Source organism: Pseudomonas sp. S9, from assembly GCF_000222125.1.
Classification (GTDB): Bacteria; Pseudomonadota; Gammaproteobacteria; order Pseudomonadales; family Pseudomonadaceae; genus Aquipseudomonas; species Aquipseudomonas segetis.
This window is the reverse complement of the sequence record NZ_AFFX01000005.1, coordinates 179,954-199,715: the sequence shown is the minus strand read 5'-3', so window position 1 is coordinate 199,715 and position 19,762 is coordinate 179,954. Positions and strand designations below refer to the sequence as shown.

General features: G+C 58.6%; 20 protein-coding genes. 8 read left to right on the top strand and 12 right to left on the bottom strand.

The genetic code is table 11. From position 1 onward, the window contains the following. Positions 1 to 143: 143 nt before the first annotated feature. The 3 genes from PSES9_RS0112315 (at position 144) to cueR (ending at position 3,461) form a co-directional block, all read left to right on the top strand. Complete coding sequence (locus PSES9_RS0112315; protein ID WP_010487333.1) at positions 144 to 536, top strand: hypothetical protein; 393 nt, start codon at positions 144 to 146, stop codon at positions 534 to 536. Positions 537 to 621: 85 nt separating this feature from the next. Then, positions 622 to 2,997 carry a heavy metal translocating P-type ATPase gene (locus PSES9_RS0112310; protein ID WP_010487331.1) on the top strand — a complete coding sequence of 792 codons (2,376 nt, stop codon included), beginning with the start codon at positions 622 to 624 and terminating at the stop codon, positions 2,995 to 2,997. Positions 2,998 to 3,053: 56 nt separating this feature from the next. Further along, the gene (cueR, locus tag PSES9_RS0112305) at positions 3,054 to 3,461 is read left to right on the top strand and encodes a Cu(I)-responsive transcriptional regulator (RefSeq protein WP_010487330.1); all 408 of its coding nucleotides are present in this window, start codon (positions 3,054 to 3,056) and stop codon (positions 3,459 to 3,461) included. Positions 3,462 to 3,614: 153 nt separating this feature from the next. Here the strand turns inward: cueR and PSES9_RS0112300 are convergent, their stop codons facing one another. From PSES9_RS0112300 to PSES9_RS0112280, 5 genes are read right to left on the bottom strand one after another with little or no spacing between them, the layout of a single operon-like run. Then, on the bottom strand, positions 3,615 to 4,070 hold the full coding sequence (locus PSES9_RS0112300) for a GNAT family N-acetyltransferase (protein ID WP_010487328.1): 456 nt from the start codon (positions 4,068 to 4,070) through the stop codon (positions 3,615 to 3,617). A 2-nt stretch (positions 4,071 to 4,072) separates the two neighbouring features. Next, a complete protein-coding gene (locus PSES9_RS0112295) occupies positions 4,073 to 4,675 on the bottom strand; it encodes an HAD family hydrolase (RefSeq protein ID WP_010487325.1) in 603 nt (200 codons plus the stop codon). Next, the gene (tesB, locus tag PSES9_RS0112290) at positions 4,672 to 5,541 is read right to left on the bottom strand and encodes an acyl-CoA thioesterase II (protein WP_010487323.1); all 870 of its coding nucleotides are present in this window, start codon (positions 5,539 to 5,541) and stop codon (positions 4,672 to 4,674) included. Before tesB ends, PSES9_RS0112295 begins: the two co-directional genes overlap by 4 nt. After that, positions 5,534 to 7,156, bottom strand: a complete 1,623-nt coding sequence (locus PSES9_RS0112285) for a nitroreductase family protein (protein ID WP_010487322.1) — start codon at positions 7,154 to 7,156, stop codon at positions 5,534 to 5,536. The genes tesB and PSES9_RS0112285 overlap by 8 nt, the downstream gene beginning before the upstream one ends. Continuing rightward, positions 7,149 to 7,706 carry a GNAT family N-acetyltransferase gene (locus PSES9_RS0112280; RefSeq protein WP_010487321.1) on the bottom strand — a complete coding sequence of 186 codons (558 nt, stop codon included), beginning with the start codon at positions 7,704 to 7,706 and terminating at the stop codon, positions 7,149 to 7,151. The genes PSES9_RS0112285 and PSES9_RS0112280 overlap by 8 nt, the downstream gene beginning before the upstream one ends. 76 nt (positions 7,707 to 7,782) lie before the next feature. Here PSES9_RS0112280 and PSES9_RS0112275 point away from each other — a divergent pair, with 76 nt between their 5' ends. Both PSES9_RS0112275 and PSES9_RS0112270 read left to right on the top strand, forming a co-directional pair. Then, positions 7,783 to 8,700, top strand: coding sequence for a histone deacetylase family protein (locus PSES9_RS0112275; protein WP_010487319.1), 918 nt, complete (start codon positions 7,783 to 7,785; stop codon positions 8,698 to 8,700). Between the two features lie 39 nt (positions 8,701 to 8,739). After that, a complete protein-coding gene (locus tag PSES9_RS0112270; protein WP_036988225.1) occupies positions 8,740 to 9,987 on the top strand; it encodes a TIGR03862 family flavoprotein in 1,248 nt (415 codons plus the stop codon). Here PSES9_RS0112270 and PSES9_RS0112265 read toward each other — a convergent pair. The 5 genes from PSES9_RS0112265 to PSES9_RS0112245 all read right to left on the bottom strand — a co-directional run bounded on the left by PSES9_RS0112265 (position 9,979) and on the right by PSES9_RS0112245 (position 15,285). After that, on the bottom strand, positions 9,979 to 11,406 hold the full coding sequence (locus PSES9_RS0112265) for a Na+/H+ antiporter NhaC family protein (RefSeq protein WP_010487315.1): 1,428 nt from the start codon (positions 11,404 to 11,406) through the stop codon (positions 9,979 to 9,981). The two genes, PSES9_RS0112270 and PSES9_RS0112265, sit on opposite strands and share 9 nt — an antisense overlap. After that, positions 11,407 to 12,588, bottom strand: a complete 1,182-nt coding sequence (locus tag PSES9_RS0112260) for a trans-sulfuration enzyme family protein (protein WP_010487314.1) — start codon at positions 12,586 to 12,588, stop codon at positions 11,407 to 11,409. It abuts the gene before it with no gap. Between the two features lie 111 nt (positions 12,589 to 12,699). Then, positions 12,700 to 14,031, bottom strand: coding sequence for a DEAD/DEAH box helicase (locus tag PSES9_RS0112255; RefSeq protein WP_010487311.1), 1,332 nt, complete (start codon positions 14,029 to 14,031; stop codon positions 12,700 to 12,702). 80 nt (positions 14,032 to 14,111) lie between these two features. Next, positions 14,112 to 14,723, bottom strand: a complete 612-nt coding sequence (locus PSES9_RS0112250) for a 3'-5' exonuclease (RefSeq protein WP_010487310.1) — start codon at positions 14,721 to 14,723, stop codon at positions 14,112 to 14,114. 85 nt (positions 14,724 to 14,808) lie between these two features. Beyond that, the gene (locus PSES9_RS0112245; RefSeq protein ID WP_010487307.1) at positions 14,809 to 15,285 is read right to left on the bottom strand and encodes an NYN domain-containing protein; all 477 of its coding nucleotides are present in this window, start codon (positions 15,283 to 15,285) and stop codon (positions 14,809 to 14,811) included. A 176-nt stretch (positions 15,286 to 15,461) separates the two neighbouring features. Here PSES9_RS0112245 and PSES9_RS0112240 point away from each other — a divergent pair, with 176 nt between their 5' ends. Further along, on the top strand, positions 15,462 to 16,040 hold the full coding sequence (locus tag PSES9_RS0112240; protein ID WP_010487305.1) for a cysteine hydrolase family protein: 579 nt from the start codon (positions 15,462 to 15,464) through the stop codon (positions 16,038 to 16,040). Positions 16,041 to 16,160: 120 nt separating this feature from the next. Beyond that, entirely contained in the window at positions 16,161 to 16,823 is a 663-nt protein-coding gene (locus tag PSES9_RS0112235) for a YciC family protein (RefSeq protein ID WP_029529525.1), read from the top strand. A gap of 24 nt (positions 16,824 to 16,847) precedes the next feature. Here the strand turns inward: PSES9_RS0112235 and PSES9_RS23480 are convergent, their stop codons facing one another. Both PSES9_RS23480 and PSES9_RS0112225 read right to left on the bottom strand, forming a co-directional pair. Continuing rightward, complete coding sequence (locus tag PSES9_RS23480; protein WP_010487301.1) at positions 16,848 to 17,615, bottom strand: substrate-binding periplasmic protein; 768 nt, start codon at positions 17,613 to 17,615, stop codon at positions 16,848 to 16,850. Beyond that, positions 17,615 to 18,460 carry an SDR family oxidoreductase gene (locus tag PSES9_RS0112225; RefSeq protein ID WP_010487299.1) on the bottom strand — a complete coding sequence of 282 codons (846 nt, stop codon included), beginning with the start codon at positions 18,458 to 18,460 and terminating at the stop codon, positions 17,615 to 17,617. Before PSES9_RS0112225 ends, PSES9_RS23480 begins: the two co-directional genes overlap by 1 nt. 300 nt (positions 18,461 to 18,760) lie before the next feature. On the opposite strand from PSES9_RS0112225, the gene PSES9_RS0112220 reads away from it, so the two are divergent. Then, on the top strand, positions 18,761 to 19,759 hold the full coding sequence (locus tag PSES9_RS0112220) for an NAD(P)H-quinone oxidoreductase (RefSeq protein WP_029529524.1): 999 nt from the start codon (positions 18,761 to 18,763) through the stop codon (positions 19,757 to 19,759). Positions 19,760 to 19,762: the final 3 nt, after the last annotated feature.

Genomic DNA, 19,762 nt, shown 5'->3' with positions numbered 1-19,762 from the left:
CTCCAGGGTTACTGATTCAGGATCGTTTGGCGCAGTATCAAGCTTGCTGCACTGGGAAGGTCAAGCGCTGGCGGTTATGCTGTTTGGCAATGACCTGCTGCGCCCTAACCCTCTGCCCGGGCCCTGACTCTTTGGTGATCAATATGCGTCGATTAGCCCTATCTGTGATTTGTACTGCCATCGCCGCCAGTTGCTTGAACGGCGCTGCACAGGCTGGCGACTACAGCCGCGCTGAAGGCTATGCGGTTTTGATTATTTCTCGCGAACGCCTGCAAGTGTCGACCCAATGCGAGATTGGCCTGTATTTGCAAGACGAACTGACCGCACGCCTGGATCAGGGCCAGTCAGCTTCGTTCAACCTACCGCCAGGGCAAGTCTCGGTGCGCTTGGCCACCGTTGGCAACAAGAACTGCCAACCGGGCATCAACCAACTGGACGGCCAGCGCTTGCAACTCAGAGCCGGGGAAATCAGCCGCTACAGGATCAGCCAGACCAATGCCGGTTATAAATTGATTCCTGCGCCCCCCATGAACTAGCCACGTTCGACAATATTGCCAAAGCACTTGACCTTGCCAAGATGGTAAGGTTGATCATGTGGATGAACTTCAAGGAGATCGCCACATGTCCGCCCCTCAGACATTCAACCTGCCTATCGCAGGCATGACCTGCGCCAGCTGTGCCGGACGTGTCGAGCGCGCCTTGCGCCAATTGCCTGAGGTCAGCGACGTCAGCGTCAACCTGGCCGGCGAATACGCTCGCATCCAGGCGCCGACAAACAGCCTGGGCACGCTCCTCGACACCATTCAAGACGCAGGTTACCAAGTGCCCAGCGCAGCCATGGAGCTTTCGCTCCAAGGCATGACCTGCGCCAGTTGCGCTGGCCGTATTGAGCGGGCGCTGGCCCAGCAACCGGGTGTGCTCGAAGTCAACGTCAACCTGGCCACCGAACAGGCTCGACTCAGGGTCTTGCCTGGCACGGACAGCAAGCGGCTAGTCGATGCCGTCAGCCAGGCTGGCTACAGTGCGACCTTGATCAATGGGCAGGCTGAGCAGCCGGACAGCGTCGGCCACAACCTGCGGCGTGAACGCTGGTTATTGGTCACAGCATTGCTGCTGGCCGCCCCGCTGGTATTGCCAATGCTCCTGGCACCATTTGGCGTGCATTGGATGCTCCCCGCCTGGGCGCAGTTTGCCATCGCCACGCCGGTACAGTTCATCCTTGGCGCCCGCTTCTACCGAGCTGCCTGGAAAGCATTGCGTGCCGGTGCCGGGAACATGGACCAACTGGTTGCCATCGGAACCAGCGCCGGCTATGGCCTGAGCCTTTACCAATGGCTGATCACTCCAGCCGGGCAAACACCGCATCTGTACTTCGAAGCGTCAACGGTGATTATTGCGCTGATCATGCTCGGCAAATATATGGAGAGCCGTGCCAAACGGCAAACCACCAGCGCCATTCGTGCCTTGCAGGCGTTGCGCCCCGATCAGGCCCTGCGCTTGAAGGACGGCGAAGAACAATGGGTTGCACTGGGCGATCTGGCGCTGGGCGACCAGATCCTGGTCAAACCCGGTGAGCGTTTTCCGGTGGACGGCAAGGTGCTGGAGGGACAGAGCCATGCAGATGAAGCGCTGATCAGCGGCGAAAGCGTGCCGCAGGCCAAGCAACCAGGCGACTCAATCACCGCAGGTGCGATCAACGGCGAAGGTCGCCTGCTGATCGAAACCACGGCGCTGGGCGCAGAAACCGTGCTGGCCAAAATCATTCGACTGGTTGAAGACGCCCAAGCCGCCAAGGCCCCTATCCAAAAGCTGGTGGATAAAGTCAGCCAAGTATTTGTACCCGCCGTTTTGGGCATCGCCCTGATTACCCTGATTGGCTGGCTGATCGCTGGCGCCAGTGTCGAGACAGCCCTGCTCAATGCCGTGGCGGTACTGGTGATCGCCTGCCCATGCGCACTGGGCCTGGCGACACCCACGGCGATAATGGCGGGCACCGGCGTGGCGGCGCGGCACGGTATTTTGATCAAGGATGCAGAAGCACTTGAAGTCGCGCACAAGGTCAATGTTGTTGCCTTCGACAAGACCGGCACGCTTACCTCAGGCACGCCGCAAGTGGCCCAGCTGCAAGCGGTCGATGGCGACACTCAAAACGTGCTGCAACTGGCGGGGAGCCTGCAAAGCGCTAGCGAACACCCGCTGGCCAAGGCCGTGCTGGATGCCTGTGCTGAACAAAACATCACACCGCTGGCTGTGACCGCCAGCCAGGCCTTGAGCGGTCGTGGAATCGCCGGAACATTGGCTGAGCGCAGCCTTGCCCTTGGTAATAGACGTTTGCTCGAAGAGCATGGCTTGAGCCCAGGCGACCTGGCCGCCAAAGCCGAAGCCTGGGAGGCTGAAGGGCGCACCCTGTCGTGGCTGATCGAAAAAAAACCGCAGCCACGGGTGCTGGGTTTATTCGCCTTCGGTGACACCCTCAAAGAGGGCGCCAAAGAAGCGATCAGTCGGCTGAAGGCGCTGGATATCGACACCCACCTGATCGGTGGCGACAACCGCGGCAGCGTCGAGAACGTCGCCCATCAACTGGCCATCGACTCGCTCCACGCCAATGTATTGCCTGCGGACAAAGCCTCCATCATCAAGCAGCTGAAAACAGGTGGCGTGGTGGCAATGGTCGGCGACGGGATTAACGATGCACCCGCTCTGGCCTCGGCCGATGTCGGTATCGCCATGGGTGGCGGCACTGACGTGGCGATGCAAGCGGCAGGCATTACGCTGATGCGCGGCGACCCACGCCTGGTGGCTGCGGCGCTGGACATCAGCAATCGCACCTTTAACAAGATCCGGCAAAACCTGTTTTGGGCCTTTGCCTACAACATAGTCGGCATTCCACTAGCCGCCCTTGGTTACCTCAACCCCATGGTGGCTGGCGCGGCGATGGCGCTTTCCAGCGTCAGCGTGGTGGCCAATGCCTTGATGTTGAAACGCTGGCGCCCCTGAGTCATGCCTGGCGGCGGTCGAGAAGTATGGCAAAGAATGCCTGATGGAGACTTGATATGAATATTGGCCAAGCAGCAAAGAAGACTGGGCTTAGCGCAAAGATGATTCGCTATTACGAGTCGATCGACTTGCTGCCAGAGGCTGGGCGCAGCGACAGTGGCTACCGAATCTACAGCGCCGATGACCTGCACCGCCTGACCTTTATCAAGCGCTCAAGGGACTTGGGGTTTTCCCTGGCGGAGGTCGCCAAGCTGCTGGCCCTGTGGCAAGACCGTGACCGCGCCAGCGCCGATGTGAAGAAGCTCGCGGGCGAGCATATTGCGCAGCTCAACTGCAAAATCCGCGAGTTGACGGGCCTGCGCGACACCCTGCAAGAGCTGAGCGATCATTGCCACGGCGATCATCGCCCAGACTGCCCGATCATCAAGGCACTGGAACCAAACGCAAAGGATGACCATACATAGGGTGCGATAACGCGAAGCTTGTCCACCAGAAAGCGCCAAGCAATCCTGTTCCGTGCTGCAAATGGCGGACAGAAAAACGCTGTCCTCCCTACGAAATAAGCATCACTCGTAAGGCGTGACAACGCGAAGCTTGTCCACCAATGCCCACGCCGGTCAGGGCACAAGCGTCTTGGTCATGACGATTATTTTTTCGACGCCTTCGTACACCTCACCAATGGTGGCGTAACCAAGGCGCTTGTAAAAGCCTTCGGCGGTAATCGATGAAGGTACGCTCAAGGTGCTGATTGAACGCTGCAGCGCCAGCGCTTCTATTTGCGTCATAAGTGCCAAACCAGCGCCACGCCCTTGATACTCCGGCAAGACAAAAACCGAGCGGACGGTCATGTCGTCCAGGCTGGCAGTGCCGATCACCACACCAGCGTCCAGCGCAACATAGGTGTCTCGCATCGACATGCGCGCGGCAATTTGCCCGGCAGAAAAGTGCTCGGGCAGGGACTCGATCAGTGCGGCGGGGTAGTCATTGGCATTGGTTTGCCTGATCGCGGCAATGATCAGCGTGCTGATCGCTGAAGCGTCGTCCAACTGCGCCTTGCGCAACACGAGCCCCATGGCTAATTCGAACGTCCATCGAGCTGACCGAGCAGCGCGCCGCAGTCCAACGCAAAGTGATCAACCAACTCTGGCCAGGGGTTGCTGGGCAAATTGACCAGCACACTGTAGGCCCCAGCCGCACGGGCGCATTGCAGGTCAAACCGATAATCCCCGACCATGATCAACTGCGAGGGCGCGACCTGCCAACGCTGCGCCAGACGCAATAAACCATCGGGGTCTGGCTTGGGCAGCGCTTCATCCCGGCCAATCACGTCAGCCGTGGCAAAGCAGTCGCCAACACCAATGGCCTGCAAGGTCAGCAGCGCCAGCTCATGGGCATTACGCGTCAATATACCCAGTTGATAACCACGCCCGGCCAACTCACGCAGCAGCTCGACCGCGCCCGGGGCAGGCTGCGCATTGAGTGCCAACTCACGCTCATGCTCCAGTAACCAGGCGTGCTTGGCCTTGGCTTCATCGGCAGGCAGCGCAGCGAGGTGGTGCAGGATATCCTGCTCAAGCGGAATTTCCAGCGCATGCTTGATCGCCTCGAAGTCATGCACGGCCAGGGTCAGGGTGCCATCCATGTCGAATACCCAATGACGGGCTTGGTGCAAACTCATTTCCAGTCTTCGCGCAGGCGGATCAAGCCTTCCTGGGCGACCGAGGCAACCAGTTTGCCCTGGCGGTTGAATACGCTGCCGCGTGCGAAACCACGGGCATTACCCGCCCAGGGGCTGTCCATGGCGTAGAGCAACCAATCGTCCATGCGCAGGTTGCAATGAAACCACAGGGAATGATCAAGGCTGGCGACCTGCATAAACTTCTGCCACACCGAAATACCATGCGGCAGCATCGAGGTGGTAAGCAGGTTGAAGTCCGAGGCGTAGCCCAGGATGTACTTGTGCAGCGCAGGGCTCTCGGGCAGGGTGCCATCTGCCTTGAACCAGACATACTTAACCGGCTCGGTAACTTCCGGCTTGAACGGATTGCCGACGGTGACCGGGCGAATATCAATCGGCTTGTCACTCAAGGCCCGCTCGCGCATGCGCTCGGGCAGCAGGTGCGCGACCTGGCGCGCCAGCTCTGTCTCGGACTGCAAGTCTTCCGGGCCGGGAATATCCGGCATTTCAATCTGATGACTAAAGCCAGGCTCGTCGGCCTGGAATGATGCACTGCAGGTGAAGATCGGTTGGCCCTTCTGGATTGCCATCACCCGTCGGGTGCTGAAGCTGCCGCCATCACGCACGCGATCAACCTGAGAAACGATCGGCAGGGTTGGATCACCCGGGCGCAGGAAATAGCCATGCATCGAATGCACATGCCGGGCATCATCCATGGTCTGGCTCGCCGCGGATATGCATTGGCCTAGCACCTGGCCACCAAACAGCTGACGAAAACCCAGGTCCTGGCTCACACCGCGAAACAGGTTTTCCTCGATGGTTTCCAGGCTCAGCAACGCCACCAGATCATCTAGAACTTTACTCATCAATCCGCTCCTCATCGCCCGCTGCGGCCGGTAATCGTAACCTTGGATAGGCTGGCTGAGCAGTCAGACGCTCATCCCATACAGCCTTGCCCAAGGTGAAATGGTAGAGACTTTGCCAGTGCGTGTCGGCCAAGCCCAGCAATTCGTGCACGGCATCGTCGAAATAGCAGCCGATGCCAGTCGCAGATAAGCCTGCTGCATCTGCTTCCAGATACAATAATTGGCCAATTTGACCACACTCCCAATACAGGCGCGGATAACACCACGGCCCGGCCGCACCGGCGTTATCAAGCCGCGCAAGCATGGCCAGGGCCATGCAACCATCGCTGGCAATGTCTTGCCCGCAGGACAAAAAACCGGCCAGCTCACGTGCATCGCCCTCAAGCAGGCGATACAGCGGTAGCTCGTCATCAACCCGCTGCCAGCTGAAGTCGCCACGCAAGCCGGGCTCCGGCTCGCCCGTTACGCGCGCCAACCAGTACAGTCCCGGCTGCAAACCTTGCACCCGATGCACAAAGACCACGACATCGACCTGCGCGGGCTCCCCAGTGACGGCAAATGGCACCGGCGAGTTGCCCGGCATGAGGCGACGTAACCAGGCCAACAATAACTCGGCATGAATGCCCGTCTTGCCATCCATGGACTGGGCGCTGCGCCTGCGGTGCAAGATAGGCCGCAGCGGTAGTCCCGGATTATCTGCCTGCATCCGCCCTGCCCCAGTTTGCCAGCTTTGCCTGGCCAGCGCTGGCGCACGGCAGAGCGCCTGTATGCGCTGCAACTCTGGCCAGTCACGGTACTGGCGCGACAAGCGATTGGGCGTTCCAGCAAGCTCAAGGCCAGCCAACCCCTGAAGCACGCTTGCGGGTAGCGCAAATTCAGTACTTTGCCCTGGGCCAATCCACAACAGGCAGTCGGCGTGCTCGGCCTCGGCAAAACCCTGACGGTCCAGCCCTAGCATGGTATCGAGCTGCCACTCGGCAACAGCATGCAACCGCCGTACCTGCCAGCCCTGGATGTTGGCCGCTATCGCCAGCGCCGCCAACGCATGGCCCAGGTCATGATTGCAATAACGGTAGGCACGCTCGCCGTACTTCCAGGCCTCGCGCCAGGCGATGCTGCTCAAACCGACCAGCAAGCCAGTCGCTGGCAATGCACTGTGCAGTTGCTCGGCCAAAGAAGCGGGCAACTCGCCGCGCACCTCCAAGGCATGGGCATCCGGGGCGTAATGCACCAGCAAGGCGGAGGAGTCGACAGCGCCTGCCGGAATCAGCGCATAGGCCTCGGTGGGGTGCAGATTGCCGGACGACGGATTGACCCGCAGCGCCCAACGTGTCGCGCCCGCCTGCTTCCACGCGGACACCGCCAGGCTGTCATAGAACAGCTGCGAAATACTTGCCAGGTTCAACTCGGCAGGCACCTGGGCCGACTCACTGAAGGCACTGTCGTATGCAGGCGACTCTTCCAGCGGGCGGTGCCACAACTCGATCAGGCGCGCCGCGTTATAGCGGCGAAACGGTGCGGGTTGCGTCGCCCAGTCGAGCTGACCGGGGCCGGGTGCAAAGTGACCAGGCCGGTGTTTGCTGAGCTGATGATACGCCCTGACCAGGTCATTCATGGGCTTGCTGCCAGTGTTCGCGGGTTAGCCGATAAAGCACATGCCGGCGCAGTGCATGGCCAACCGGCAAGCGCGGATGCTGGAAGTCTCCCTGGCGGTCATGCTGCATGCCGAGGCGCTGCATCAAAGCCTGCGATGGCCTGTTTGCCGGGACGGTAAAGGCCAGGATCTGCTCAAGCCCAAGCTCAGTGAAGCCCTGGCGCAACACCGCCCGCGCCGCTTCCAGCGCATAGCCTTGGCGCCAGTGGCTTGAATCCAGTCGCCAGCCAATCTCGACAGCCGGGGTAAAGGGCGCCGAAAAGCTGACATGCTGCAAGCCCACTACACCGATCAAGCCTGGTTGACCAGCCCGCTCGACCACCCATTGGCCAAAACCATGGTCGGCAAAGTGCTGGATAATCCGCCGCGCCAGCGCATCACTTTCATCAAGACTCATGCATGCTGGAAAGTGGCGCATCACCTCTGGGTTGGCATTCATTGCCGCGAACGCCGGTAGATCACCCTCGCGCCACGGACGCAGGATTAATCGCTGTGTTTGCAACTCGTTCATTTGCGCTCCACTTGAGTCGCCATGCATTGCAGCGCCATACTCACGCCCTGAAAAAGCCCGTTACAGAAGCCATTGTATGCGCCTACCGCTGGTCTATCACCCTGACTACAGCCCGGAGTTTCCTGCGGAACATCGTTTCCCCATGGAGAAATTCCGCCTGCTGCATGACCACCTGATCGACAGCGGCGTAGTCAGCGATGAAGAACTGCATAGCCCCGCCCTTTGCCCCAATGAGATTTTGGCGCTGGCCCATTGCCCGGACTACATCGAACGCTACATGAGCGGCGAGCTGCCCCACGCCGACCAACGCAGGCTCGGCCTGCCCTGGAGCGCAGCACTGGCGCAGCGCACGGTGCGCGCCGTTGGCGGCTCGATCCTGACGGCTGAACTGGCCCTTGAACACGGCTTGGCTTGCCATTTGGCCGGCGGTACGCACCATGCCCATTATGATCACCCCGCAGGCTTTTGCATTTTCAATGACCTTGCGGTGATCAGCCGCTACCTGCTCGCGGCTGGCAAGGTGCAGCGCGTATTGATATTCGATTGCGACGTTCACCAAGGCGATGGCACCGCACGTCTGCTCGCCGACACGCCAGAAGCCATAACCGTATCGCTGCACTGCGAAAAAAACTTTCCGGCACGCAAAGCCGACAGCGACTGGGACATCCCATTGCCGATGGGCATGGGCGACAGAGACTACCTGCAAGTGGTCGATGACGCATTAAATTACCTGCTGCCACTGTATCAGCCCGACCTGGTGCTGTACGACGCCGGGGTCGATGTGCATAAGGATGATGCCCTGGGTTACCTGAAGCTCACCGACCAAGGTGTCGCCACACGCGACAAAGCAGTACTGCAGCACTGCGTGGGCCGCAATATCCCGGTAATGGGCGTGATCGGCGGTGGCTACGATAAAGACCGCAAGGCACTCGCGGCTCGCCACGGCATCCTTCATCACAGCGCCACACAGGTTTGGGCCGAGCGCATGGTGTAGAATCGCGCCTATTTCCCTCGCGATATGATTGACCAGCCGATGACTCCCAATGCCACGTCCACCACACCACAGGTTGCCATCATTGGTGGAGGTCCGGCTGGCTTGATGGCGGCTGAGGTGCTGGCGCTCGCCGGTATCAAGGTCGAGTTGTTCGACGCCATGCCCTCGGTGGGACGCAAATTCCTGCTGGCAGGCGTTGGCGGCATGAACATCACCCATTCCGAAGCCAAAGCCGCGTTTATCCAACGCTACGCCGAACGCAGCGACGAAATCGGCCAGCTACTCGAAGCCTTTGACGCCGATGCCTTGCGCAACTGGATTCACGAGCTTGGCATCGAGACCTTTGTCGGCACCTCAGGCCGGGTATTTCCGACTGATATGAAAGCCGCGCCGCTGCTGCGCGCCTGGCTCAAACGCCTGCGTGAACACAACGTCAGCATCCACACTCGCCACCGCTGGCTCGGCTGGACCAATGACGGCCAGCTACGCATGAAGAATACAGAGGGCGAGTTTCAATGTTCACCTGACGCAACGTTGCTGGCACTCGGCGGCGCCAGTTGGTCACGCCTGGGCTCTGATGGCGCATGGGTTGAGCTGTTGCAAAATCGCGGCGTTGAAATCAGCCCCTTGCAACCGAGCAACTGTGGGTTTGAAGTGGCGGCCTGGAGCCCGTTCTTGCAGGACAAGTTTGCCGGTGCACCGCTGAAAAACGTCAGCCTGAACCTTGCAGGCGATGCGCCACGACAAGGCGAGTTTGTACTCACGGCCAAAGGCATCGAAGGCAGCCTGGTCTATGCGCTTTCTGCGAAAATCCGCCAGCAGATCGACCAGCACGGCAGCGCCACGATTTACCTCGACCTATTGCCGCACAACGATATCGCCAGCCTGGAAACAGCCCTGGGCAAGCCACGGGGTTCACACTCAATGGCAAAGCACCTGCATCGCCAGGCCAATATCGACGGAGTCAAATCAGCATTGTTGCGTGAACGGGTGGCGGCCGAGGCATTCCACGACCCGGCGCTTCTGGCCCAGGCGATCAAAGCCTTGCCCATTACCCTGGTTCGGGCCCGCCCGCTTGATGAAGCCATCAGCACCGCTGGCGGCGTGCCATTCGCCGAGCTTGATCGACAACTGATGCTCAACAAGCTGCCCGGCGTATTCTGCGCTGGCGAGATGCTTGACTGGGAAGCGCCAACCGGCGGCTACCTGCTCACCGCCTGTTTCGCCAGCGGCCGACAAGCAGGCCTGGGTATGCTCGACTGCCTGGCTGGCCCCTGCTCAAAATAAACCAACACCAATAAAGAACAGCAGCGCCACCGCACCCGCAGCTAGGCCATAAGGCAGTTGGGTGTTGATGTGGTCGATGTGATCATTGCGCGTGGCCATCGAAGTGACGATACCGGTGTCGCTGATCGGTGAAATCGAGTCACCGAAGATGGACCCGGATATCGCCGCGCCAATCAGCGGATATGGATCGACACCGGTTGCCGCGGCAATCTGGATGCCGATGGGGATCATTATCGCGAAGGTGCCCCATGATGTGCCGGTCGACAGCGAAATCGCACAGGCCACGACAAACACAAAGGCCGCCGATAACCCGGCAGGCACATAATCGTTGATGTGCTGCGCCAGATAACCGCCGACATTGAGGTCACCGCTGATATTGCCAATCAGAAATGCCAGCGTCATGACCACGGTCAAAGGCACCATTGACTGATACCCGGCCAACAGCTCGCGAAAGTATTCATCCAGGGTAAAGATTCGCTTGACCAGCAGGTACTGCACCGCCCCGACCAACTGGCCGCAGAGCACACCCCAAAGCACGGCAGTCGAGCCAGAACCCTTGCTCAGTTGACCATCACCGGTGATATACAAGCCAATGGGCACGCTGATAATCATTGCCAGCAGCGGCAGCAGCAGGTTCCAGACACTGTGCGAGCCTGGCTCGCGCACCGAGCTCTCATCAAACTCAGCCATCAGGGGAATCGCGCCTTCGCGCAACTCGATGCCTTGCGCCGCGCGCTCGTTTGCCCGACGCATTCCAGCAAACGAAAAACGGCTGAATATACTCAACAAGACAAAGCCAATGGATGCCCAGGCGTAAGCGTTGTAGAGCATTGACTGAGCGAGAATGCTGAAGGGTTCGCCGCTGACAAACCCCTTGCCGACTTGCAGCGCGATAACGCCCATCATCGCCGCGCCCCAGCCATTGAACAGAATCGACGACCACACACTAAGCCCGGTGCCCTGGATCACATAGGCCATTTGCTCGCGCGACACCCGGTACTTGCTCGCCAGCCCACTGGTCACTGTTCCGGCGGTGAGCAGCGACAAATTGCTTTCGATAAAGATCAATGCCGCGATGGCCATGCCCAGCAATTGCGTGCTGACTGGTCCCTTGACCACCCGCTCTCGATCAGTCAGCAACTTGACAAGGCTGGCCATGCCACCGGTGATGCGCGCCAAATGAATAATCGCGCCGACCATCAAGCCAAACAGCAGGGTCTTTAACGCGCCATCCGACTTGAATACACCCACCAAGCCCTGCCCCGAACCTGCCAATGCCGGGCCAATATGGAAGTCCGAAAGTACCAGGAAACCTGCAATAACGCCGGCAACCAGTGACAGTATTACCTGGCGGGTAAAGACGGCCAGAAAAATGGTCAGCAGCGGCGGCATGATTGACCAGATACCATGATCCGTCATTTATTGACCTGCCTTCTCGGGTGACACAGCCGCAAAACCACGCTGCAGATCTGCAATCAGGTCATCGGCATGCTCAATACCGATCGACAGCCGCAGCAGATTCTCGGTAATCCCAAACGCTGCTTTTTGTTCATGGCTCAACGAGCAATGCGACATGCTGTAGGAATGGTTGATCATGCTTTCGACCCCGCCCAGTGAATCCGCCAGGACGAAAATTGATAGCTGCTCGATAAAGCGTGCAGTGCCTGCGCGATCAGCTTTCAAGCGCAGTGACACCACGGCGCCACCGCTGCGCATTTGCCGCTGGCCGAGGGCATATTGCGGATGGTTCGCCAGCCCCGGATAAAACACCGCTTCGACCTGCGGGTGCTGGCTGAGAAACTGCGCAACGCTCAATGCATTGCTGCATTGGCGCTCCATGCGCACATCCAGCGTCTTCAAGCCACGCAGGGCCAGGTAGCAATCAAAGGGCCCCTGCACCGCACCGATGGCCATGCTGATGTTGCGCAAACGCTTGAGCAGGTCTTGGCTGGCTGCGACCACCACACCGCCAATCAGGTCGGAGTGACCACCGATGTATTTACTCGCCGAGTGCATGACCAGGTCGATCCCATGCTCCAGCGGACGCTGGTTCCAAGGCGAGCAAAAGGTGTTGTCGACGCAAGTCAGTATCCCCTGCTCGCGGGCGAATGCGGCTACCGGTGCAATATCGACCAGTTGCAGAATCGGATTGGTCGGGGTTTCGATCCAGATCAGTTGGGTCTTGTCGGTGCGACTGGCGGCCAATGCTTCCAGGTCATTGAGGTCGACATAGCTGACCGTCACCCCAGAGGTTCTGCTGCGGTAATCGTTAAGCAGGCGGAATGTGCCGCCGTAGACGCCAGCCATTACGATGACATGGGCGTCTTTTTCCAGCAGCTCGAACACCGTTGAAGTCGCAGCCATGCCAGAGGCACAGGCCACAGCGCCGGATCCCCCTTCAAGCTGGGCGATGCAACTTTCATAGGCATGCCGCGTCGGGTTGCTGACCCGGCTGTATGCGTACTCGCTAGGCTCATCCAGGCTGCGCTGGATAAATGAGCTGGCAGTTACAATCGCCGGAAAAATAGCATTATCGGCATAGCTCGACTGGTCACCAGCGTGGATCACCTGGGTCGAGAAGTTGGCTTTGTCCTGGCTCACTATGTGGCTCCTGGTCGCTGTACTTGACGCCGAAAGAAGCGGATAAAACTTGATCCGACCGACGAATTGCAGCTATTGAAGGCGGCTACATCAACACCTTTGACAAAAACTTTACTTGCTGCGTTTCACTGGTTTGCCGCCGAAACTTGGCACCTTGCGGATGGCTTTGATCGGTGGCTCTGCAGGCTCATCGCTTTCCAGCCAGCGCCCCAGGCCGCCGGCCTTGTTACCGCCCACTACCTTCGGTTTTTTGGCTTTCTTTGGTTTTTTGATCACCGCACCACCGGCCACGGTTTGTGGCACACGGTGATCGGGAATGAAGTCGGGCTCATCCACACGCGGCAGGACTTGCTGGATCATGCTTTCGATTGCCGCCAGCAGTTGCACCTCATCGGCGCAGACCAAGGATACCGCCTGCCCCGTAGCGCCGGCACGACCAGTACGGCCGATGCGGTGAACATAGTCTTCAGCCACAATGGGCAAGTCAAAGTTGACCACCAGCGGCATGTCGTCGATATCGAGCCCACGCGCCGCCACATCGGTGGCGACCAACACCTTGACCTCGCCTTGCTTGAAGCGCTGCAATGCACGCAAGCGAGTCGGTTGCGGCTTGTCGCCGTGAATCGCATCGGCGCTGATACCGTTGCGCTGTAATTCGCCCTCGAGCTCATCGACCCCTTTACGCGTCTTGACGAAGACCAACACCTGCTGCCAACGCTTGGTTTTGTACAGGTGCAGGAACAGCTCGGCCTTACGCTTTTTATCCACAGTGACCAGCCATTGCTTGACCGACTTGGCGGCAGCATTACGCGGGCTGACCTCGATACTCAGTGGGTCGCGCAACATCTCACCGGCCAGGCGCCGAATCGCATCGGAGAAAGTCGCGGAGAACAACAGGGTCTGGCGCTTTTTCGGCAGAGCACTGAACAGATCATCCAGTTCGCGGGCAAACCCCAGATCGAGCATGCGGTCTGCTTCGTCCAAGACCAGCACCTGCAGCTGATTAAACTTGACCGCGTTCTGGCGATACAAGTCGAGCAAGCGTCCTGGCGTTGCCACCAGCACATCAAGCCCTTTGCGCAGCTTCATCATCTGCGGGTTGATGCTCACGCCGCCATACACCGCATAACTACGCAGCGGCAGGTGCTGACCGTAGGCCTGGAAACTCTGCTGGACCTGTTCGGCCAGCTCCCGAGTCGGCACCAGCACCAGCGCCCGTATGCAATTGCTGGCAACGCTGGGGCCTTCCATCATCAGGCGTTGCAACAATGGCAAGGCAAAGCCTGCGGTCTTGCCGGTGCCGGTTTGCGCCGCGGCCATCAAGTCACGGCCTTGCAGGATCGGCGGTATGGCCTGCACCTGCACTGGCGTCGGGTTTTTGTAATCTAGGCCGTCAAGGGTGCGCAGCAGCGGCTCAATCAGCTTGAGCGAGGCAAAAGTCATGGCAAATAACCTGGTGAAGTAACGCGAAAAATAATGCCGCGTAGTTTAGCAGGCCGCGTCAGGTTTCAGGTGTCGTCAGCTCAAGCCTGACGCAGGCCTTCAAGTACCTGCCCAATCTGGGCCGCTGGAATTTTCTGCAAGGTGCAAAACAATTCATGGGATATGTCATTAATGCCATGACGTTCACGAAGCAGTGTACTCATGTAGCAAGTCAGGTTCGCCGCCATCTCGGCATCGGCCAAGGCACGGTGAGCCCGACCGGTTGAAGGCAACTGCGCCCAACGATTGAGATTACCCAGCTTGTGGCTAGGAGCCTGTGGCAACAGGCGACGCGACAGCAGCAAGGAACAGGCGAACGGCTGGACGCGCCTGCGTCGCACCAGAGCCAACTCGGCATCCCAGAACTTCTGGTCGAAAGCGGCGTTGTGCGCCATCAGCGGGATATCGCCAACAAAATCGGCGACTTCGTTCATTACCTGGGCAGCAGGTGGTGCATCACGCAGCATGGCGTTGCTGATGCCGGTCAACTGTTGAATGAACGGCGGTACCCAGGCACCAGAGTTCATCAAGCTCTCATAGCGCGCCACAATCTGCCCATCTTGCACTATGGCAACGCCAATTTCGGTGGCACGAGCTTGTTGCTCGGGAGACATGCCGGTGGTTTCGAAGTCGATAACAGCAATGGGACTCACGTTAAAATCCTGATATTCAAGCTTCAATAGTGACTTGGCCCACGGGCCAAGGTTTCACTGTATCGACTCAGGATAGGCGCAAAAATTACTTGAGCAATAAACCGCCTTCAATTGGCACATATTTACTGGCTGCACGCATCAGGGCCTGGGCCGTTAGCTCAGGCACGCCATAGGCAACGGCTTCAACACCCTGGCTGGCGCGAATTTTATCCAGCAAGATGGCGAAATCGCCATCGCCCGAAGCAAGTACAACCTCATCGACTCGCGTCGCTGCATCCATGATGTCGATGGTGATGCCCACATCCCAGTCACCCTTGGCCGAGCCATCACTGCGCTGGATATAGGGCTTGAGCTTTACGGTGAAGCCAAGGTTGCGCAATATCTGCTGGAACTGCTGCTGTTTCGGATCGCCACGATCAATTGCATAGGCGTAGGCCTCGACAATCTCGCCGTTCTGACTAACCCGCTCCCACAATGCCGAATAATTGAAGTGGCAGCCATAGGCCTGGCGAACTGTGTAGTAGAGGTTTTGTACATCGGCGAACAAGGCTATTTTTTTCACCGGATTTCCTCGGGTGGCGGCTGAGGGACAACAACATGCAAGATAAACAGCAGTATGCCAGCCCTGCATCCATGCCGCAGGAAAAAGGCCGCTAAAGCGATAAAACCACCTGTAAACCAGCAGTTCGTTTGCCTGCTACTGTCACTCAGTCACATCCCAGAGATCAAAGGTGAAGCATGTCCACAGTTGCCCTGCCCGACTCACCCGTCGCCCTGCTGACAATCGACATGCAGCAGGGCATTCAGCGCGTCAAGCTGCCGCGTAACAACTCTGGTGCCGAACAGCAAATCGCCACGCTTCAACAACACTGGCGTAACCTCGGTTGGCCACTGGTGCATATCCGGCATGTTTCCAGACAGCCCGACTCGGTCTTTGCGCCGGGCCAGAGCGGTGCGCTGTTTCAACCCGAACTGCAGCCACTGGCCCACGAATACGTGTTGGAAAAAAATGTCACGGACGCCTTTTGTCACTCGGCACTTGAACGCTGGCTCCATGTGCGCGGTATCAGACTGCTGGTGATTGTTGGCGTGGCCAGCGAGAACTCGGTCGAGGCCACCGCGCGCACCGCCAGCAACCTGGGGTTCGGGACATTGGTGGTCCATGACGCCTGCTACACCTTTGACAAAACCGACTTTGCCGGCAACCCACACAGTGCCGATGAGGTACACCACATGGCAATGGCCAACCTTCGCGATGAGTACGCAGAAGTCGTCAGTTGCACCAGCGTGGTTGAACGTTTCGCCAACCAATCCTGATCCAGGTCATACAGGGTTACAGCTTGGCCTGATGCGAGAAGCTACCGGGCTTGGGCTGGCACACTCAGATCGGCTAGAGTGACGACCTTTGGCGACCCACCACAGATGATCAAGACGACGATGAATATCACTGCGATTTTGCGCGATTCCTGGTTTTTCTTCAGCAATAACCTGCTGAGCATCGCCAAGCTGTGCCTGCCGCTGATTCTTGTCGAATCGCTTTTGCATCAATGGGTCAGCTCAATCGCGGGGCCAGAGAACGAGATGATCTACGGGATCATGCTCGGGCTGGTGTTCTACCCGCTTTATACCGGCGCGTTGATTTTGTTTCTCGATGCGCGCAGCCGCAACGAATCGCCACAGATGCGCAACCTGCTCGCCACCAGCCTGTGCATGTGGCCAGCATTTGCCCTGCTCACCGCCATCAGCACCCTGGTGATTGCTCTCGGAGCCTCGCTGTTCATCATTCCGGGCTTATGGTTCATGATCAAGCTGGCGTTTGCCGAGTACCTGCTGGTATTGCGCGGCCTGAGCCCGATCAAGGCCTTGCATGAGAGCTTCGAGCTGACTCGCAACTATTTCTGGCAGATTGCCGGTTGCGTGCTTATTGTCATGGTTCCGCTGTGGCTGCTTAGCGGCTGGCTGCAAACCACTCAAGGCGCGGATGCAGATGGCCTTTTTGCCATTTTGCTCAATAGCACCGACAACTTCTTGCAGCTTTTTGCCAGTGTTGTGCTGTTCCGTATGTTTATGCTGCATGAACAGGCGCCGATCGAGAACTGAACCAGCGCAGCAGACCAATTTTCCCTAAGGTGCGCTGTACTCGACAAGGCCTGTTTTTTCTAACCCATAATGCTCGGCGCGCTGTTGTATCCAGCCCTCGGTGAGCAATTGCTGCAGCACTTCAGTGACGCGCCTTATCGCCGCCACATGATCGCCCTGTCGACTGAACCCCAGGTACAACCGGATATGACTCGCGGGTTTGTATGCCGCCTTGGCAATGGCCTTGGCCTTCTGCGGATCGCGCAGTTCGTAGTCAACCTGGCAATCAGTGCCGACAAAGGCCTGGATACGGCCACGGGCCAACATTCCCAACAGTTGAGACTCACTGGAAACAGCGACCTTGCTGAGTGATTTATCGCTGTAAAACGGTTCGAAGTAAGCTGAGTCGAGCACATAGCCAATACGCAGACCGGCAAGTTGTGTGTAGTCGGTCAATAAGGGGGCAAACTCGGGCGTCATGTAAATTCGCGGGGCACAAGCAAAGTAGGCGGGCTCCAAATAATTGATATAACGCTCTCGTGCCGGAGTTTTAGCCAGCCCGCTCATCATATCCGCCCGACCGGACTGCAACGCCGCCAGCCCTCGCGCCCAGGGCGCCCGCTGAACCACCAGGCGATAGCCGCTGCGCTGTTCGATTTCATGCAGTAAATCGATGTCCAGGCCATATAGCTTGCCCTTGTCGTCGAGCATTCGAAATGGCGGCCAAAGGTCAGTCATGACCTTGAGCGACAAGGACTCGGCAGCAACCGGAGCGCCCAGCAGCATGAAAAACAGCAGCCAGGCAGCCCGCATTAGTGCGATCCCGAACGTTGCGGTTTTAACCCAGACAAACGCGGCAATAACACCCGCTCGAATAAACGCGGGAAGAAACGTGCGAGCAATCTGGCCCGCCAGTTGACATTGGACAAGACCAACAGGCGCTTACGCTTTAATGCCCCCTGGTAGATTGCCTCGGCGACATCCTGGGCAGAGGCAACCTTGCCAATCGCCAGTGGCGGTTGGGGTGCAACTGAGCCATCACCGACCAGAGCGTTCTTGCGCAAGTCCGTGGCGGTAAAGCCGGGGCAAACCAGCATCACATTGACGCCAGAGCCCTTGAGTTCGGCGCGCAAGGTTTCGAACAACCCATGCAATGCATGTTTACTGGCGTTGTAGGCGCTGCGATACAGTAGCGGCGCAAAGCCCGACAATGAACTGAGCACGATAATCTGCCCGCCACGGGCAATAAGGCTCGGCAAAGCGGCCTTGGTGCAATGCACGGCACCGAAATAATTGACCGCCATGACCCGCTGAAACACTTCAAGTTGAGTGTCGGCGAAATTGCTGCGGTGAGTAATGCCAGCGTTATTGACCAGCACATCGATCCCGCCAAAACGCTCGACTGCATGCGCCACGGCATGCTCGACCGCCTGGGCGTCGGCAACATCGCAACACAGGCCCAGGGCCTCGACATTGTGATGATCTTCCAGATGCTGGACCAGGCTGTCGAGCGACTCCTGCTGCAAGTAAAGAATCACCAGGCGGCCACCGCCTTGAGCTGCACGCATGGCTATTGCGCGACCAATACCCGCGCAACCACCGGTAATCAGCACGACTTTTCGATCAAAAACTTTACTGGCGAATACCTTGCGGTGCATTGAACGCCCTCGATAATACCGGCTACAACAGGTTAAGCCCGGCCATGCTCATGACAGAGTTGTACCAATCGTGAATTCGTCACCTTTATGCAGGGTAGTCAATTCGCGGATACTAGCGCAAAGCCATGAGCCAAATGGTCATCATGCCCTGCTCTGGTAAACACCCATGCCGGCCAGCCTATCGCATTATTTGGCAATCGGCCGTGCTCCAATCGTCATCGCACTTATCTGGGAACCCGCCATGGCTTTAGCCAGTCGCACACTAGATGCAATTCAACCCTGCTGCGGAGGCACTGAATCATGACTCTTGCTACACAAATGACCCTTATTGAAATTACCGAACCCGGTGGGCCAGAGGTTTTGCAACCTCGGCAAACGGCCGTACCAAGCCCAGGCGCAGGGGAAGTTCTGATAAAGGTACAGGCTGCCGGGGTCAACCGCCCCGATGTCATCCAGCGCGCGGGAAAATACCCGATGAAGCCGGGCATGAGCCCGATTCCCGGCCTGGAAATCGCCGGCGAAGTGGTTGCGCTGGGCGAAGGTGTCAGTGCATTCAAGCTTGGCGACAAGGTCTGCGCACTGACCAACGGCGGCGGCTATGCGCAGTACTGTGTGGCCCCGGCCGGACAAACCCTGCCTATTCCCGACGGGCTGGACTGGGTCCAGGCCGCAGCGATTCCAGAAACCTTCTTCACCGTCTGGGCCAACGTATTCGGCCTTGGCGGGGCGAGCAAAGGCCAGCGAGTGTTGATTCACGGCGGCACCAGCGGTATCGGCACCACCGCCCTGATGCTCTGCCGCGAGTTTGGCATCGAAGCCTTCGCCACCGCTGGCAGCGAGCAAAAGTGTGCGGCAATTCGCGAGCTCGGCGCTGAACCGATCAACTACCGCGAACAAGACTTCGCACAGGTGATCATGAACAAGACCGACAACCAGGGCGTCGACGTGATCCTCGACATCATGGGCGGCTCCTACTTCAACGACAATATCAGTGCACTGGCCATGGACGGCCGCCTGGTCATGATCGGCTTCCTCGGTGGTGCAAAAGCCCAGGATGCCAACCTGATGGCGATTCTCGGCAAGCGTGCAGTCGTCCCCGGCTCACTGTTGCTTCCACGCACCGACGCCGAAAAAGCCGCCATCGCACAACAACTGCGCGAACAGGTATGGCCTGCCCTTGCCGCCGGGCGCTGCACACCGATCATCGACAAGGTCTACCCCTTCACCGAAGCAGCACAGGCCCACAAACGCATGGAAGACGGCGAGCATATCGGCAAGATTGTTCTGACGATGGAGTGAACA

Bases quoted from the DNA above. Each gene is read 5' to 3' on its own strand.
- PSES9_RS0112225 (WP_010487299.1), bottom strand. From the start codon at position 18,460: ATGCACCGCAAGGTATTCGCCAGTAAAGTTTTTGATCGAAAAGTCGTG.
- PSES9_RS0112285 (WP_010487322.1), bottom strand. From the start codon at position 7,156: ATGAATGACCTGGTCAGGGCGTATCATCAGCTCAGCAAACACCGGCCT.
- PSES9_RS0112235 (WP_029529525.1), top strand. From the start codon at position 16,161: ATGAATATCACTGCGATTTTGCGCGATTCCTGGTTTTTCTTCAGCAAT.
- PSES9_RS0112280 (WP_010487321.1), bottom strand. From the start codon at position 7,706: ATGAACGAGTTGCAAACACAGCGATTAATCCTGCGTCCGTGGCGCGAG.
- PSES9_RS0112315 (WP_010487333.1), top strand. From the start codon at position 144: ATGCGTCGATTAGCCCTATCTGTGATTTGTACTGCCATCGCCGCCAGT.
- PSES9_RS0112240 (WP_010487305.1), top strand. From the start codon at position 15,462: ATGTCCACAGTTGCCCTGCCCGACTCACCCGTCGCCCTGCTGACAATC.
- PSES9_RS0112310 (WP_010487331.1), top strand. From the start codon at position 622: ATGTCCGCCCCTCAGACATTCAACCTGCCTATCGCAGGCATGACCTGC.
- PSES9_RS0112255 (WP_010487311.1), bottom strand. From the start codon at position 14,031: ATGACTTTTGCCTCGCTCAAGCTGATTGAGCCGCTGCTGCGCACCCTT.
- PSES9_RS0112220 (WP_029529524.1), top strand. From the start codon at position 18,761: ATGACTCTTGCTACACAAATGACCCTTATTGAAATTACCGAACCCGGT.
- PSES9_RS0112270 (WP_036988225.1), top strand. From the start codon at position 8,740: ATGACTCCCAATGCCACGTCCACCACACCACAGGTTGCCATCATTGGT.
- PSES9_RS23480 (WP_010487301.1), bottom strand. From the start codon at position 17,615: ATGCGGGCTGCCTGGCTGCTGTTTTTCATGCTGCTGGGCGCTCCGGTT.
- tesB (WP_010487323.1), bottom strand. From the start codon at position 5,541: ATGAGTAAAGTTCTAGATGATCTGGTGGCGTTGCTGAGCCTGGAAACC.
- PSES9_RS0112295 (WP_010487325.1), bottom strand. From the start codon at position 4,675: ATGAGTTTGCACCAAGCCCGTCATTGGGTATTCGACATGGATGGCACC.
- PSES9_RS0112275 (WP_010487319.1), top strand. From the start codon at position 7,783: ATGCGCCTACCGCTGGTCTATCACCCTGACTACAGCCCGGAGTTTCCT.
- PSES9_RS0112300 (WP_010487328.1), bottom strand. From the start codon at position 4,070: ATGGGGCTCGTGTTGCGCAAGGCGCAGTTGGACGACGCTTCAGCGATC.
- PSES9_RS0112265 (WP_010487315.1), bottom strand. From the start codon at position 11,406: ATGACGGATCATGGTATCTGGTCAATCATGCCGCCGCTGCTGACCATT.
- cueR (WP_010487330.1), top strand. From the start codon at position 3,054: ATGAATATTGGCCAAGCAGCAAAGAAGACTGGGCTTAGCGCAAAGATG.